Below are 14,959 nucleotides of genomic sequence, written 5' to 3' on the forward strand. Positions count from 1 at the left end.
GCTCGCTACACTTTCAAGGCGAGCGCTTAGCGTCGCTTGGCCATCTCGTTGATGAAGCGGTCGAACAGCGGCGCCACATCGTTCGGGCCCGGGCTGGCTTCAGGGTGGCCCTGGAAGCTGAACGCGCTCTTGTCGGTACGCTCGATACCCTGCAGGGTGCCGTCGAACAGCGACTTGTGGATCGCCCGGACGTTACCCGGCAGCGTGGCTTCATCCACGGCAAAGCCGTGGTTCTGGCTGGTGATCATGACCACGCCGGTATCCAGGTCCTGAACCGGGTGGTTGGCGCCGTGGTGACCATGACCCATCTTCAGCGTCTTGGCGCCGGAGGCCAGGGCCAGCAGCTGGTGCCCCAGGCAGATGCCGAATACCGGAATCTCGGTATCGAGGATCTCCTTGATCGCCTTGATGGCGTAGTCGCAAGGCTCGGGATCGCCAGGGCCGTTGGACAGGAACACGCCATCTGGATTGAGAGCCAGGACGTCGCTCGCCGGCGTCTGGGCAGGCACCACGGTCACGCGGCAGCCACGCTCGACCAGCATGCGCAGAATGTTCAGCTTGACCCCGTAATCGTAGGCAACCACGTGGTACGGCAGGTCAGCGGCTTCGAGGGTGGCGTGGCTGTCGGTCTTCAGATCCCAGACAGTCGAACGCCACTCGTAGCTTTGCTTGGTGCTGACGACTTTCGCCAGGTCCATGCCTTTGAGGCCCGGGAAGGCGCGGGCTGCGGCAATCGCCGCTTCTTCGGAGATGTTCTCACCGGCCATGATGCAGCCGTTCTGCGCACCTTTCTCACGCAGGATGCGCGTCAGGCGACGGGTGTCGATACCGGCGATCGCCACCACATTGTTGGCTTTCAGGTAATCGGACAGGGACAGGGTGTTACGCCAGTTGCTGGCCACCAGCGGCAGATCACGAATGACCAGGCCGGCCGACCAGACGCGGTCGGACTCGGCATCTTCCGGCGTGGTGCCGGTGTTGCCAATGTGGGGATAAGTCAGGGTAACGATTTGCTGGGCGTAGGAAGGATCGGTAAGGATTTCCTGATAGCCGGTCATTGCGGTGTTGAACACCACCTCACCAACGGTTTGACCGTCGGCTCCAATGGCTTCGCCACGAAAAATGCTGCCATCAGCAAGGGCGAGTATGGCTGGCTTAGTCAAGAAGACCTCCCGTAAATAGAGCCTGAAAGGGCGATCGCAGGTTGCAAAAAAGCGGAATGACGTATAGACACGTCACCCCGCTTCTTCGTCGAATTATCTGCGCGCTTTTAGTGGACACACTAAAGCTGTAGCTTACAGAAAAAGGCTTTTTCGGTCCACCGCTAATGAGCCCTAAAGGCAGAGGAATGCGACAGAACATCGCCTAGCGGTGCGAAGCGAGGTTGAAAGACAACCTCAACCCCACTTCAGATGCTTCTCAACGCAGATCAAGCACATCCTGCATGTCGTAAAGACCGGCCTCGCGACCATCCAGCCAGAGGGCAGCACGTACCGCTCCCTTGGCAAACGTCATGCGACTGGACGCCTTGTGAGTGATCTCCAGACGCTCGCCTTCGGTGGCGAACAACACGGTGTGATCCCCCACCACATCGCCGCCGCGCACAGTGGCAAAGCCAATGGTATCCCGCTCACGCGCACCGGTATGACCTTCGCGACCATAAACCGCAACCTGCTGCAGATCACGCCCCAAGGCATTGGCGATCACCTCACCCATGCGCAGGGCCGTGCCCGACGGCGCATCGATCTTGTGCCGGTGATGGGCTTCGATGATTTCGATGTCCGCATCATCACCCAGGACCCGCGCTGCCATATCCAGCAGTTTCAGCGACAGGTTGACCCCGACACTGAAGTTGGCGGCGAAGACGATGGGAATATCCTTGCTCGCCTCGACCAGCAACTGCTTTTCCTTGGCCCCAAGACCGGTGGTACCAATCACCATGGCCTTGCCCGCCTTGCGGCAGAACGCCAGGTTCTTGAGCATCACTTCCGGCAAGGTGAAGTCGATCAGCACATCGAACTCATCAACGACTTTTTCCAGGCTGTCGGACATTGGCACGCCAAGACGCCCAAGAGACGCCAGCTCACCCGCATCCGCACCGACCAGCGAACTGCCCGGCCGAACGATCGCGGCCGTCAGGCCGGAGAGCGGCGAACGCAGCTGCACGGCCTCGACCAAAGTCTTGCCCATGCGCCCTGCGGCACCCATCACAGCTATACGTCGCATGCCCTACTCCTTACAGGTCGCCGAAGAAGCGCTTGACACCCTCGAACCAGCCAGTGGTTTTCGGCGAGTGAGAGTTATCGCCATCCAGCGAACCACGCAGCTCTTCCAGCAATTCCCGCTGGCGACGACTCAGATTCACCGGCGTCTCTACCGCAACCCGACACATCAGGTCGCCAGCACCGCCACCACGCACAGGAGCAACACCCTTGCCGCGAATCCGGAACTGCTTGCCAGTCTGAGTCCCCTCGGGAATCTTCAGCTTGACCCGACCATCCAGGGTCGGAATCTCCAGCTCGCCGCCCAACGCCGCATCGACGAAACTGATAGGCACTTCACAGAACAGATGCTTGCCGTCGCGCTGGAAGATCGCGTGCTCACGCACATTGATCACCACATAGAGGTCGCCGGTCGGACCACCCTGGGTCCCCGCCTCACCTTCTCCGGAAAGACGAATACGATCCCCGGTATCGACACCGGCCGGCACTTTGACCGACAGCGTCTTGTACTCTTCGACACGACCTTCGCCGCGGCATGAATCGCACGGATCGGAAATGATCTTGCCCTGGCCATGGCAACGCGGACAGGTCTGCTGCACCGAGAAGAAGCCCTGCTGCATGCGCACCTGACCAATGCCGCCGCAAGTCGGGCAAGTCACAGGTGACGAGCCTTTCTTGGCGCCCGAACCATCGCACGGCTTGCAATTGACCAGCGTCGGCACACGGATATTTACCGTGGTGCCACGCACCGCCTCTTCCAGATTCAGTTCCAGGGTGTAACGCAGATCGCTGCCGCGCTGCGCGCCGCCGCGGGAACCACCGCGACCACCACCGAAGAAATCACTGAACACATCACCGAAGATATCGGAGAAATTCTGACCACCGAAACCGGCACCGCCGCCACCCATGCTCGGGTCGACACCGGCATGACCGTACTGGTCATACGCTGCACGCTTACTGGAATCGGACAGCACTTCGTAGGCCTCGTTGGCCTCCTTGAACATATCCTCCGACGCTTTGTCGCCGGGATTACGATCAGGGTGATGCTTCATCGCCAGGCGGCGATAAGCCTTTTTCAGCTCCGCTTCGCTGGAGCCGCGCTCCACACCCAACACTTCGTAATAGTCACGCTTTGCCATAAGTCTTTGCACTCTTAAGGACGTCCGGCAAACCCTCCTGAGCTCTGCCAAACTCGCTGAGCCCCAATACAGGCCCGGACCCAACTCACGTCAATTCAACGATCCTGGTCTTGGATAGACGACCCGATTGCAGGTCGACGACTGCGGTCGTCGCAACCGGAAAGCAGGAGCTTCTCCGGCCCGACCGCCAGCGCACAAACGGAGGTTGTACGCCGTCAAAAATTCACTGACTCCAGACACGCCAACGCGGGAGCAAGCTCCCGCGCGGCGACATCCTACCAGTCACCGCCCAAAGGCAGTCAACCGGCCGACCAACAAGCTATTACTTGTGGTCTTTAACTTCTTCGAACTCGGCGTCGACAACGTCATCGGCTTTTTCAGCGGACTCGGCGTGTGGTGCCGCGCCCTCTGCAGGCTGAGCCTGTTCGGCGTACATCTTCTGAGCAACCGGAGCCGAGACCTTCGACAGCTCTTCGACCTTGGCTTCGATGGCAGCCTTGTCGTCGCCTTTGACAGCGGCTTCCAGGGCGACCACAGCAGCTTCGATGGCGGTCTTTTCTTCTGCGGTGACTTTGTCACCGGCGTCAGCCACCATCTTGCGAGTCGAGTGCACCAGCGCATCACCCTGGTTACGGGCAGTGGCCAGCTCTTCGAACTTGCGATCCTCTTCCGAGTTAGCTTCAGCATCACGGATCATCTGCTGGATTTCTTCATCCGACAGGCCGGAGTTGGCCTTGATCACGATCGACTGAGTCTTGCCGGTAGCCTTGTCCTTCGCACCTACGTGCAGAATGCCGTTGGCGTCGATGTCGAAGGTCACTTCGATCTGCGGCACGCCACGTGGAGCAGGAGGAATGTCGGTCAGGTCGAACTTGCCCAGGGACTTGTTCTGCGCGGCTTGCTTACGCTCGCCCTGCAGTACGTGAATGGTCACTGCGCCCTGGTTGTCATCGGCAGTCGAGAACACTTGCGATTTCTTGGTTGGAATCGTGGTGTTTTTCTCGATCAGCGCGGTCATCACGCCACCCATGGTTTCGATACCCAGAGTCAGCGGGCTAACGTCCAGCAGCAGTACGTCCTTCACGTCACCGGCCAATACCGCACCCTGGATGGCAGCACCCATGGCAACCGCTTCGTCCGGGTTGACGTCCTTGCGAGCTTCCTTGCCGAAGAAATCGGTTACAGCCTTCTGCACCAGAGGCATACGGGTCTGGCCGCCGACCAGGATCACATCGTTGATCGAGCCAACGTCGATACCAGCGTCCTTCAGAGCGATACGGCAAGGCTCGATGGTGCGCTGAACCAGGTCTTCAACCAGCGATTCCAGCTTGGCGCGGGAAATCTTCACGTTCAGGTGCTTAGGACCGGTGGCGTCTGCAGTGATGTACGGCAGGTTCACGTCGGTCTGCTGGCTCGAGGACAGCTCGATCTTGGCTTTTTCAGCAGCTTCTTTCAGACGCTGCATGGCCAGCGGGTCACCCTTGAGGTTCATGCCGCTTTCTTTCTTGAACTCGTCAACCAGGTAGTCGATCAGACGGATGTCGAAGTCTTCACCACCGAGGAAGGTGTCACCATTGGTAGCCAACACTTCGAACTGGTGCTCGCCATCGACTTCAGCGATCTCGATCACGGAAACGTCGAAAGTACCGCCACCCAGGTCGTAAACGATCACGGTGTGATCGCCCTTGGCCTTGTCCATACCGTAGGCCAGCGCGGCTGCGGTTGGTTCGTTGATGATGCGCTTGACGTCCAGACCGGCGATGCGGCCAGCATCTTTGGTGGCCTGACGCTGGCTGTCGTTGAAGTAGGCCGGAACAGTGATGACCGCTTCGGTCACCGCTTCACCGAGGTAATCTTCGGCGGTCTTCTTCATTTTCTTGAGAATTTCAGCCGAGATCTGTGGCGGAGCCATTTTCTGGCCGTTCACTTCAACCCAGGCGTCGCTGTTGTCAGCCTTGACGATCTTGTAAGGGACCATCTGAATGTCTTTCTGCACAACTTCTTCGTCAAAACGACGACCGATCAGACGCTTTACGGCGTACAGGGTGTTGTGCGGGTTGGTGACTGCCTGGCGCTTGGCCGACTGACCTACCAGGATCTCGCCATCGTTGGCGTACGCAATGATCGACGGGGTGGTCCGCGCGCCTTCGGCGTTTTCGATAACTTTTACGTTGCCGTTTTCAAGAATGGAGACGCACGAGTTGGTGGTCCCCAAGTCAATTCCGATAATTTTGCCCATGTTAACTCTCCCGAAACTTTGGATTTGGATGCCGCAGCCGTGGTGGCAAACTGCGGTAGCACTTAAACGCTTGACTGATAAATGGGGGCTCTACAGCCGTTTTCAAGCCTTTTCGTCAATCGAAGGCGAAACGGGTGCAGGAACCTTGCTGACCACGACCATGGCCGGGCGCAGCAGGCGACCATTGAGCTGATAGCCCTTCTGGAACACCTTCAGAACACTGTTGGGCTCGACGTCTGCGCTTTCCTGCATGGCCATGGCCTGGTGCTGTTCAGCGTTGAACGGCTCGCCATGCGGATCGATGGCTTCCAACTGATAACGCTTGAGGGTGTCGTGGAACATCTTCAAGGTCAGCTCGATGCCTTCACGCATCGGACGGATGCTCTCGTCGTCCGGGTTGGACAGCTCCAGGCCGCGCTCCAGGCTGTCGATCACCGGCAGCAAGTCGCCGGCAAACTTTTCCAGAGCGAATTTGTGAGCTTTCTCCACGTCCTGCTCGGCGCGGCGGCGGACGTTCTGCAGATCAGCTGCAACACGCAAAGCCTGATCTTGCGCACCAGCCAGTTGCTCTTCGAGCACTTGTACACGAGCCGCCAGGTCTTCACCCGAAGCCTCGGGAGCCTGATTGGCGTCTAGATTTTGCGTATCCAGAGTCTGTTCGTCAGCCATGAAATTCTCCTTTCAATATCGTCAGTGAGCCAGGCCCACTCTTCTGCCCTGCTATATGGGGTCGCATTTTCAGGGTTCAAGCCCGCCACCACAGCAAAAGTCATCAGCCTTCAGTAAATCCAGACAACAGTGATTACCGAACGCGCTAAAAAGACGCATCAACCAAGCGAATCGAGCTAAGGGAAAGCATTGTCAGCCCAAAACAAAACACTGTATAAATAACCAGACATTTAGTTTGGGAGCGGCCTTCATGCTGGTGCACCTGTCCGTACACAATTACGCCATCGTCGAACACCTGGATCTGGAACTGGATCGCGGGATGAGCGTCATCACAGGCGAAACCGGCGCCGGCAAGTCGATCATGCTCGACGCACTCGGCCTGACCCTGGGCGACCGGGCCGACAGCGGTGTGGTACGACCAGGAGCCGACAAGGCCGACATCCTCGCCACCTTCGACCTGGCGGACATTCCCGAGGCCCGCACCTGGCTGGCCGAGCGCGACCTGGACAACGACGGCCCCTGCATCCTGCGCCGGGTCATCACCGCCGAAGGGCGCTCACGCGGCTATATCAATGGCACGCCCTGCCCGCTTGGCGACCTCAAGGCCCTGGGCGAGCTCTTGATCGACATTCACAGTCAGCACGAACACCAGTCGCTGCTCAAAACCGATACCCATCGCCGCCTGCTGGATGAATATGCCGGCGCTACCGATCTTGCCCGCCAGGTACAACTGGCAGCCCAACGCTGGCGCCAGACCCGCCAGGAGCTGGAGCGCCTGTCCAATTCCGGCGATGAGCAGCGCGCCCGCCATCAACTGCTGAGCTATCAGCTTGAAGAGCTGGAGAATCTCGGCCTGGGAGAAAACGAACTCGAAGAGTTGGAGCAGGAACACAAGAACCTGACCAACGCCGAAACCCTGCTGGGCATCTGCCGCCAGGTGGTCGAACAGTGCAGCGAAAGTGACTCCGGCAATGTCCTCAACGCCTTGACCGTCAGCCTCAACCGCCTGTCCAGCATCGGCAACTCGACAGGAGCATTAGGCGAGGCCACCAACCTGCTGGCCAGCGCCCAGATCCAGGTGGAAGAAGCCGTGGGCGAATTGAATCGCTTCCTCGATCACTTCGATGCCGACCCGGCACGCCTGCAACAGCTGGAAGAACGCCTGGACTCCATCTATACCCTGGCACGCAAGCATCGCATCCAGCCCTTCGAACTGGCGGCCATGCAGCAAACCCTGCTGGATGAAATCGAAGCCCTGGACGCCAACGACGAGAGCATCGAGCGCCTCGGCGAAGAGCTGCAGTCCTTCGCCCGCCACTATCAGGAGAAAGCCCAGGAACTGAGTCGCTTGCGGGAGCAGGCGGCCACCGGACTGGCCAGCGCGGTAGAACTTGAAATTCAGCGCCTGGGCATGCCCGGCGGACGCTTCACGATCGAGCTGCGAGCTAACACCAGCGATGAGCTGCTGCCCAACGGCCTGGAGCAGGTCGAACTCCTGGTCAGCGCCAACCCAGGACAACCGCTCAAGGCGCTGGCCAAGGTCGCCTCGGGTGGCGAGTTGTCACGCATCAGCCTGGCGATCCAGGTCATCACGGCACAAACCTCACGAGTGCCTACCCTGGTGTTCGACGAAGTCGACGTAGGGATCGGCGGCCCGACTGCCGAGATCGTCGGCCAATTGCTGCGGCGTCTCGGCGAGCGCGGCCAGGTGCTGACGGTTACTCACCTGCCACAAGTTGCCGCCCAGGGGCATCAACATCTGTTCGTGCACAAGGTCCGTGGCAACAACGCGACCCATACCGCCGTTTCCAAACTGGGCAAGAACGAAAGAATCGAGGAAATTGCCCGCATGCTGGGCGGTATCGATTTGACCAAGGAGTCCCTGGCCCATGCCAAGAAAATGGTGGTAACCACCAAGGCCTGAGGTTTTAGCGCTTCTTTTATATAGGCACAAAGCACGAAGGCGACCCTGAGGTCGCCTTCGATCGTTTCACGACTATGCCAGTCGCGTGAGAGGCTTACTTCTTCTTGCGCACATACAGCACAAGATTGTGATCCACCAACTCGAAACCGTGCTTTTCGACAATCGCCTTCTGAAGCTTTTCGATTTCCTCGTCGAAGAATTCGATCACTTCACCAGACTCCACGTTGACCATATGGTCGTGGTGACCGCCATCCGCCAGCTCGAATACAGCGTGACCGCCATCAAAGTTATGGCGCACCACCAGTCCGGCTGCTTCGAATTGAGTCAGTACACGGTAAACCGTGGCCAGACCGACATCCTCACCAGCTTCCATCAGCGCCTTGTAGACATCCTCAGCGCTCATGTGCCGCTGCTCAGTAGAATCGAGCATTTGTAGAATTTTGACCCGTGGCAGAGTCACTTTAAGGCCGGCTTTACGTAGTTCGCTATTTTCAACCATGGTCAGCTTTCTCGCCGATGCTGCTTCGCAGCTTCTCTTAATGCGGGTATGATCGGGGTTTACGTTGTCCCAGCCAAGATAGTGGAAGTCGCCCACCGATGCAAAACACCAAGCTCTTGCTAACCAGTTTCACATTCGTGGGACTGCTCGCACTCGCCGGTTGTTCATTCCCCGGGGTTTACAAAATCGACATCCAGCAGGGCAATGTCGTGACGCAGGACATGATAGACCAGTTGCGCCCGGGAATGACCCGACGGCAAGTAAGGTTTATCATGGGCAACCCTCTGTTGACCGACACGTTCCATGCCGATCGCTGGGATTATCTCTACAGCCTGCAACCTGGCGGCGGTGAACGCCAACAGGAACGCGTCAGCCTGATCTTCAATGGCAACGACCAACTGGTCAGCTTGGCCGGCGACTTCATGCCTGGCGTGAGCCGCGACGAAGCCCTGCTTGGCAAAGAGAGCGGAAACACCGTCACCGCTCCTGCCGAGAACGCCGAGAAGCCAAAAGCCGAGAAGCCGGTCAAACCGGGCTCGCTGCTGGACCAGATCCAGAAAGATGTGGATGGCGTCAAAACCGTACCAGTGCCTATTCCTGAACCACTGGATACCTCTCCGCAATAATTTGTGGCGAATAAAAAAGCCCGGGCATTCCCGGGCTTTTTATTGCCTGTCACTGGCTATCACTGTCCGCGCTTACGCACCTGAGCGGCCTTGGCAGCACGCAAACGCCGAACCTCTTTCGGATCCGCCAGCAGCGGACGATAAATTTCGATTCGATCCCCTGCCTGAACCAAATGCTGCTCAGGATTCATGACCTGCTTGCCGAAAATACCCACCGGACAGTTCGCCAGATCCAACTCGGCAAAATGCTCACCTATGGAAGAAGCCAGCAGCGCACCGCGCAGAGTCGAGCCCTGGGGCACCCATACAGTGATCAGCAACTGTCGATCGACTGCGGCGTAAACCACCTCGATCGAGATCAGGGACTCAGCCATGCAGTTGCTTGGCCCGCTGACAGAATGCATCCACCAGGGTATTGGCCGCCTGATTGAACAGCGGCCCTAACGTGGCCCGCACCAAAGGCCCCGCATAATCAAAAGACAGATCAAGACTGATCTTGCAGGCCTTCTCTCCCAACGGCTTGAACACCCACAGGCCATGCAATTGATTGAACGGCCCCTCTTCCAGGTTCATCTCGATCGACTGGCCGGGTACCAGGGTATTACAGGTCACAAAACGCTGACTCATGCCACCCTTGGCCACCGCCAGACTGGCACGCATCCGCTCCTCGCTGTTTTCCAGCACCTCGGCCGAAGAGCACCAGGGAAGAAACTCCGGGTAACGGGCCACATCATTGACCAGGTCATACAGAAACTGCGCCGGATAGGGCAAAAGGGCCGAACGTTGAATATGGGTCGTCATGTGAGCTTCATTTCCACAACTGGGCGGCAAACACCACAAGAATGCCGACGGGCGCCACATAGCGCATCAAAAACAAGGCCAGGGTGAACAACAACGGACTGCGCAACGACAACTCATCACGAACAGCCTCACGGCCCATCACCCAACCTGCAAACACCACGAAGCACAAACCGCCAAGAGGCAACATGATCCGCGAGGTGAAAAAGTCGATCACACCAAAGAAGTCCAGACCGCCGACCGCGCCCCATCGGTAGAGATGAAAAACGCCGCCTTCGTTCACGAAAAACTTGGCCTGCTGCCAGATATTGAAGGAAAACACCGTCCCCAATCCCACGAACCAGCAGCTGAACGCCAGCCAGAATGTCACCCAGCCGCGGCGGATTTTAGTCCTCTCGACGAGATAAGCCACCATCGGCTCCAACAAGGAAATGGCCGAGCTCCAGGCAGCAATCGCCACCAGGATAAAGAACACTACGCCCATAAGCTGGCCGAACGCCACATTACCGAAGGCGAACGGCAGACTGATAAACATCAAACCAGGCCCTTCGCTGGGGTTCAGCCCGGCAGCGAACACAATGGGAAACAAGGCCATTCCCGCCACCAGGGAAACAAAGGTGTCCAGCAGCGCCACCCCTACCACAGTGCCGGACAGGGACGAATGCTTCGGCATATAGGCGCCGTAGATCATGATCGAACCGACACCGACGCTGAGGGAAAAGAATGCATGCCCCATGGCCGGCAGCAGCCCATCCAACAAGCGGTCCAGGCTGAAATCGAACATGAAATGCAGGCCCTGCATGAAATGCCCGGTGGTCATGCTGTAACCCAGCAACACCAGCAACATCACAAACAGCAGGGGCATCATGACCCGCAAACTGCGCTCCAGCCCCGCCACCACCCCCTTGGCAATCACCCAGGCCGATAGCAGCATGAACAGCGTGTGCCATAAGGTCAGGCGCCAAGGGTCGGACGTCACGGCAGAGAAATAAGCCCCGACCTGGTCTGCGGTCACACCCTGGAAATCCCCTCGCCCCATATCGATGATGTAGTCCAGGGACCAACCACCCACCACGCTATAAAAGGAAAGGATCAATAGCGCCGTGATCATTCCGGCAAAGGCGCCCCAGGACCACTTGGCCGAATGCCCGGCCTCCAGGGCCAGCGCCTTCAGGGCATTCGCCGGACTTTGCCGCGCACGACGGCCGATCAGGGTCTCTGCCAGCATCACCGGCAACCCGATCAGCGCGATACACGCCAGAAACACCAGGACAAAGGCACCACCACCATAGACGCCGACCATGTAGGGGAATTTCCAGATGCTCCCCAGGCCCACGGCCGAACCAGTTGCAGCGAGTATAAAGACCCAGCGGCTTGCCCAGCCGCCGTGGACAGAGACCCTGTCTGTCGACATCGTTAACGCGCCCAACCGAAAAAAAAGAGGGCGCATTGTCCGGGATTCAATCAACCTGCTCAAGCACGCTGCGTCACCGTAGCCGACGCGCGCGCAACTCCCTATAATGCCGCCCCTATGGCTAAACAGAAGAAACACCCAACAGGGACCATCGCGCAAAACAAAAAGGCGCGTCACGATTACTTCATCGAACATCGGTTCGAGGCTGGACTGGTCCTGGCCGGCTGGGAAGTAAAGAGTCTGCGGGCGGGCAAGGCACAACTGGTGGACAGTTACGTGCTGCTCAAGGATGGCGAGGCCTGGCTGTTCGGCAGCCATTTCACCCCGCTGACCACCGCCAGCACCCACGTCATCGCCGACCCAACGCGCACGCGCAAGCTGCTGCTCAACCAGCGCGAGCTGGAAAAGCTGTTCGCTGCCGTGCAGCAGAAGGGTTACGCCTGCGTGTGCCTTTCGCTCTACTGGAGCAAGCACCTGGTCAAGTGTGAAATTGCACTGGGCAAGGGCAAGAAGGAATACGACAAGCGTCACACCGAACGCGAGCGCGATTCCGATCGCGAGCTGCAGCGTGCGGTGCGGACCAAGGGCAAGGAAGACTGATCTTCCTGCCTTGAGGTCGCTTTCGCCGGCAAGCCGGCTCCTACAACACCCAGGTAGGAGCCGGCTTGCCGGCGATTTGCATTACATGCCCTTGCGCCGTTCGGCCCGGGCCACTCGCTGCACTTCCTGGCGTACTTCTTCGAGCACCTCCTGCACATAGAGAATGTGCCGACTGGAAACTTCCCGCGCCTCTTCCGCACGCCCCTCGATAATCGCCTGGTACAGGTCGCGGTGCTGGCTGATCAGCATGTCGCGGGTTTCCGTACGCTGCTTGTACATACCACCGATGTTGGTCACCACGTTGCGCTTGAGCAGATCAAACAAGCCGCGGATCGTGTGCAGCAACACCGCGTTATGGCTGGCCTCGGCAATCGCCAGGTGGAACTTGGCATCCGCCGCGCCCTCCTCGATACGGCTGACATCGTCGGAGCGGGAATAACAATCCTGCAGCTCCTCGAAGGCTTGAGTCAGCCGCTCACGATCCACCGCCGTCGCCCGCAACGCCGCGTAATAAGCGCAAGACGCTTCCAGGGTGTGGCGGAACTCCAGCAGATCGCGCTGGGCATCGGTGTTGTTTTCCAACAGGTGCAGCAGCGGATCGCTGAAGGTCGAGCCCAGGGATTCCACCACATAGTTGCCGCCGCCCTGACGACTGATCAGCAAGCCCTTGGCCGTCAGTTTCTGGATCGCCTCGCGCAATGAAGGACGTGACACCCCAAACTGCTCGGCCAGGGCGCGTTCGGCCGGCAGCCGCTCACCGGCCTTCAAGGTGCCTTCGAGAATCATCCCTTCCAGGCGCTCGACAATATCGTCGGACAAACGGCGCTGGCGTATCTGATCAAACCCCATAACTCACTCTCCACCCTCCCGACCCTTCGCCGGGGGGCTCTATTCTGGCCTATTCACGGCGCGCCAACACCTGGCAGAAGGCAGCCATTTGCACCGATCAGATGGCCGCGCCATAGCGCATTCGACAAAAGTTTTAGGGCGGCAAATTGACACACCGAGCACAAGGCTTTTACCCTAGCCAACAGCGATTGTAAATTGGTCTTACCAATTAACCAAGACGCTAGCAGTGCCTGACCAACAACAATTAGGGGCCACCCCATTATGCAAACCTGGCAACAGCTCTATAGCCCGCTTGGCAGCCTCGGCCTGTCCGCCCTCGCCGCCGTCATCCCGATCGTGTTCTTCTTCCTGGCTCTGGCCGTGTTCCGTCTCAAAGGACACGTCGCCGGGAGTATCACCCTGGCCTTGTCGATCCTGGTGGCGATCTTCGCCTTCAAGATGCCCGCCGACATGGCCTTCGCTGCCGCTGGCTATGGATTTGCCTACGGTCTGTGGCCCATCGCCTGGATCATCGTCGCCGCCGTGTTCCTCTACAAGCTGACCGTGAAGAGCGGCCAGTTTGAAATCATCCGCAGCTCGGTATTGTCGATCACCGACGACCAGCGCCTGCAGGTGCTGCTGATCGGTTTCTGCTTCGGCGCCTTCCTCGAAGGTGCGGCAGGTTTTGGCGCACCGGTGGCGATCACCGCCGCCCTGCTGGTAGGCCTGGGCTTCAACCCGCTGTACGCCGCCGGCCTGTGCCTGATCGCCAACACCGCGCCCGTGGCCTTCGGCGCCCTGGGGATTCCGATCATCGTCGCCGGCCAGGTGACCGGCATCGACGCCTTCAAGATCGGCGCCATGACCGGCCGCCAACTGCCACTGCTGTCGCTGTTCGTACCGTTCTGGCTGGTGTTCATGATGGACGGCCTGCGCGGCGTCAAGGAAACCTGGCCTGCCGCGCTGGTGGCCGGCCTGAGCTTTGCCGTGACCCAGTACTTCACCTCGAACTTCATCGGCCCGGAACTGCCGGACATCACCTCGGCCCTGGCCAGCCTGATCTCCCTGACCCTGTTCCTGAAGATCTGGCAGCCCAAGCGCACCGCCGGCGCACAGATCGCCGGTGCCACCTCCAGCGCGGCCGTGACCGCCAGCGCCGGCGGCTTCGGCCAGCCACGCAGCACCGTCGCTTCGCCCTACAGCCTGGGGCAGATCTTCAAGGCCTGGTCGCCGTTCCTGATCCTCACCGTGCTGGTGACCATCTGGACCCTCAAGCCCTTCAAGGCGATGTTCGCCGCCGGCGGCTCGATGTACAGCTGGGTGTTCAACTTCGCCATCCCGCATCTGGATCAGATGGTGATCAAGATGACGCCGATCGTAACCACGCCGACCGCTATCCCGGCAGTGTTCAAGCTCGACCCGATCTCCGCCACCGGCACGGCGATCTTCTTCTCGGCGCTGATCTCCATGCTGGTGCTGAAGATCAACGTCAAAACTGGTCTGACCACTTTAAAAGAGACCTTCTACGAGCTGCGCTGGCCGATCCTGTCCATCGGCATGGTGCTGGCGTTCGCCTTCGTCACCAACTATTCGGGCATGTCCTCGACCATGGCCCTGGTCCTGGCGGCCACCGGCGCGGCGTTCCCGTTCTTCTCGCCGTTCCTCGGCTGGCTCGGGGTGTTCCTCACCGGTTCCGATACCTCGTCCAATGCCCTGTTCAGCTCGCTGCAGGCCACCACCGCGCACCAGATCGGAGTCAATGACACCCTGCTGGTGGCGGCCAATACCAGCGGCGGCGTGACCGGCAAGATGATCTCGCCGCAATCGATCGCCGTGGCCTGCGCCGCCACCGGCCTGGTAGGCAAGGAGTCGGACCTGTTCCGCTTCACCCTCAAGCACAGCTTGTTCTTTGCCACTATTGTCGGCCTGATCACCCTGGCCCAGGCCTACTGGTTCACCGGCATGCTGGTGCACTAAGCAACACCTAAAGAACCGACGCCG

Annotated in this window: 14 protein-coding genes; 4 read left to right on the top strand and 10 right to left on the bottom strand. The window is 59.2% G+C overall.

Annotated features, from left to right (window positions below; all coding sequences use genetic code 11):
- Positions 1–26 precede the first annotated feature (26 nt).
- The 5 genes from carA to grpE form a co-directional block, all read right to left on the bottom strand.
- Positions 27–1,163: a glutamine-hydrolyzing carbamoyl-phosphate synthase small subunit gene (gene carA / locus ACMGG8_RS30445; RefSeq protein WP_235759000.1), complete on the bottom strand. Its 1,137-nt coding sequence runs from the start codon at positions 1,161–1,163 to the stop codon at positions 27–29.
- 256 nt (positions 1,164–1,419) lie between these two features.
- Entirely contained in the window at positions 1,420–2,226 is an 807-nt protein-coding gene (dapB, locus tag ACMGG8_RS30450) for a 4-hydroxy-tetrahydrodipicolinate reductase (protein WP_414158928.1), read from the bottom strand.
- 10 nt (positions 2,227–2,236) lie between these two features.
- Positions 2,237–3,361: a molecular chaperone DnaJ gene (gene dnaJ, locus ACMGG8_RS30455; RefSeq protein ID WP_016967224.1), complete on the bottom strand. Its 1,125-nt coding sequence runs from the start codon at positions 3,359–3,361 to the stop codon at positions 2,237–2,239.
- A gap of 322 nt (positions 3,362–3,683) precedes the next feature.
- Positions 3,684–5,600 carry a molecular chaperone DnaK gene (gene dnaK, locus ACMGG8_RS30460; RefSeq protein WP_016967223.1) on the bottom strand — a complete coding sequence of 639 codons (1,917 nt, stop codon included), beginning with the start codon at positions 5,598–5,600 and terminating at the stop codon, positions 3,684–3,686.
- A gap of 102 nt (positions 5,601–5,702) precedes the next feature.
- Complete coding sequence (gene grpE, locus ACMGG8_RS30465; protein WP_047301678.1) at positions 5,703–6,269, bottom strand: nucleotide exchange factor GrpE; 567 nt, start codon at positions 6,267–6,269, stop codon at positions 5,703–5,705.
- A gap of 250 nt (positions 6,270–6,519) precedes the next feature.
- Between grpE and recN the strand changes: the two genes are divergently transcribed.
- Positions 6,520–8,193, top strand: a complete 1,674-nt coding sequence (gene recN / locus ACMGG8_RS30470; protein WP_060837478.1) for a DNA repair protein RecN — start codon at positions 6,520–6,522, stop codon at positions 8,191–8,193.
- A gap of 94 nt (positions 8,194–8,287) precedes the next feature.
- Here the strand turns inward: recN and fur are convergent, their stop codons facing one another.
- Positions 8,288–8,692 carry a ferric iron uptake transcriptional regulator gene (gene fur, locus ACMGG8_RS30475; RefSeq protein WP_011059185.1) on the bottom strand — a complete coding sequence of 135 codons (405 nt, stop codon included), beginning with the start codon at positions 8,690–8,692 and terminating at the stop codon, positions 8,288–8,290.
- 98 nt (positions 8,693–8,790) lie between these two features.
- On the opposite strand from fur, the gene ACMGG8_RS30480 reads away from it, so the two are divergent.
- Positions 8,791–9,318, top strand: coding sequence for an outer membrane protein assembly factor BamE (locus ACMGG8_RS30480; RefSeq protein ID WP_060837477.1), 528 nt, complete (start codon positions 8,791–8,793; stop codon positions 9,316–9,318).
- Between the two features lie 59 nt (positions 9,319–9,377).
- Here ACMGG8_RS30480 and ACMGG8_RS30485 read toward each other — a convergent pair whose 3' ends face one another.
- From ACMGG8_RS30485 to ACMGG8_RS30495, 3 genes are read right to left on the bottom strand one after another with little or no spacing between them, the layout of a single operon-like run.
- Positions 9,378–9,692, bottom strand: a complete 315-nt coding sequence (locus ACMGG8_RS30485; RefSeq protein ID WP_060837476.1) for an RnfH family protein — start codon at positions 9,690–9,692, stop codon at positions 9,378–9,380.
- Positions 9,685–10,119, bottom strand: a complete 435-nt coding sequence (locus ACMGG8_RS30490) for a type II toxin-antitoxin system RatA family toxin (RefSeq protein WP_016967218.1) — start codon at positions 10,117–10,119, stop codon at positions 9,685–9,687. The genes ACMGG8_RS30485 and ACMGG8_RS30490 overlap by 8 nt, the downstream gene beginning before the upstream one ends.
- Before the next feature lie 7 nt (positions 10,120–10,126).
- Positions 10,127–11,530 (bottom strand): sodium-dependent transporter, encoded by a 1,404-nt coding sequence (locus tag ACMGG8_RS30495; RefSeq protein WP_414159995.1) that lies wholly within the window; start codon positions 11,528–11,530, stop codon positions 10,127–10,129.
- A gap of 117 nt (positions 11,531–11,647) precedes the next feature.
- On the opposite strand from ACMGG8_RS30495, the gene smpB reads away from it, so the two are divergent.
- On the top strand, positions 11,648–12,130 hold the full coding sequence (gene smpB, locus ACMGG8_RS30500) for an SsrA-binding protein SmpB (RefSeq protein WP_022642145.1): 483 nt from the start codon (positions 11,648–11,650) through the stop codon (positions 12,128–12,130).
- 81 nt (positions 12,131–12,211) lie between these two features.
- Here smpB and ACMGG8_RS30505 read toward each other — a convergent pair whose 3' ends face one another.
- Positions 12,212–12,979, bottom strand: coding sequence for an FCD domain-containing protein (locus ACMGG8_RS30505; RefSeq protein ID WP_060837475.1), 768 nt, complete (start codon positions 12,977–12,979; stop codon positions 12,212–12,214).
- Positions 12,980–13,240: 261 nt separating this feature from the next.
- Between ACMGG8_RS30505 and ACMGG8_RS30510 the strand changes: the two genes are divergently transcribed.
- On the top strand, positions 13,241–14,935 hold the full coding sequence (locus ACMGG8_RS30510) for a lactate permease LctP family transporter (RefSeq protein WP_414158929.1): 1,695 nt from the start codon (positions 13,241–13,243) through the stop codon (positions 14,933–14,935).
- Positions 14,936–14,959 lie beyond the last annotated feature (24 nt).

Origin of the sequence: Pseudomonas sp. BNK-45 (assembly GCF_047456255.1) — a bacterium.
In the GTDB taxonomy this organism is placed as follows: Bacteria; Pseudomonadota; Gammaproteobacteria; order Pseudomonadales; family Pseudomonadaceae; genus Aquipseudomonas.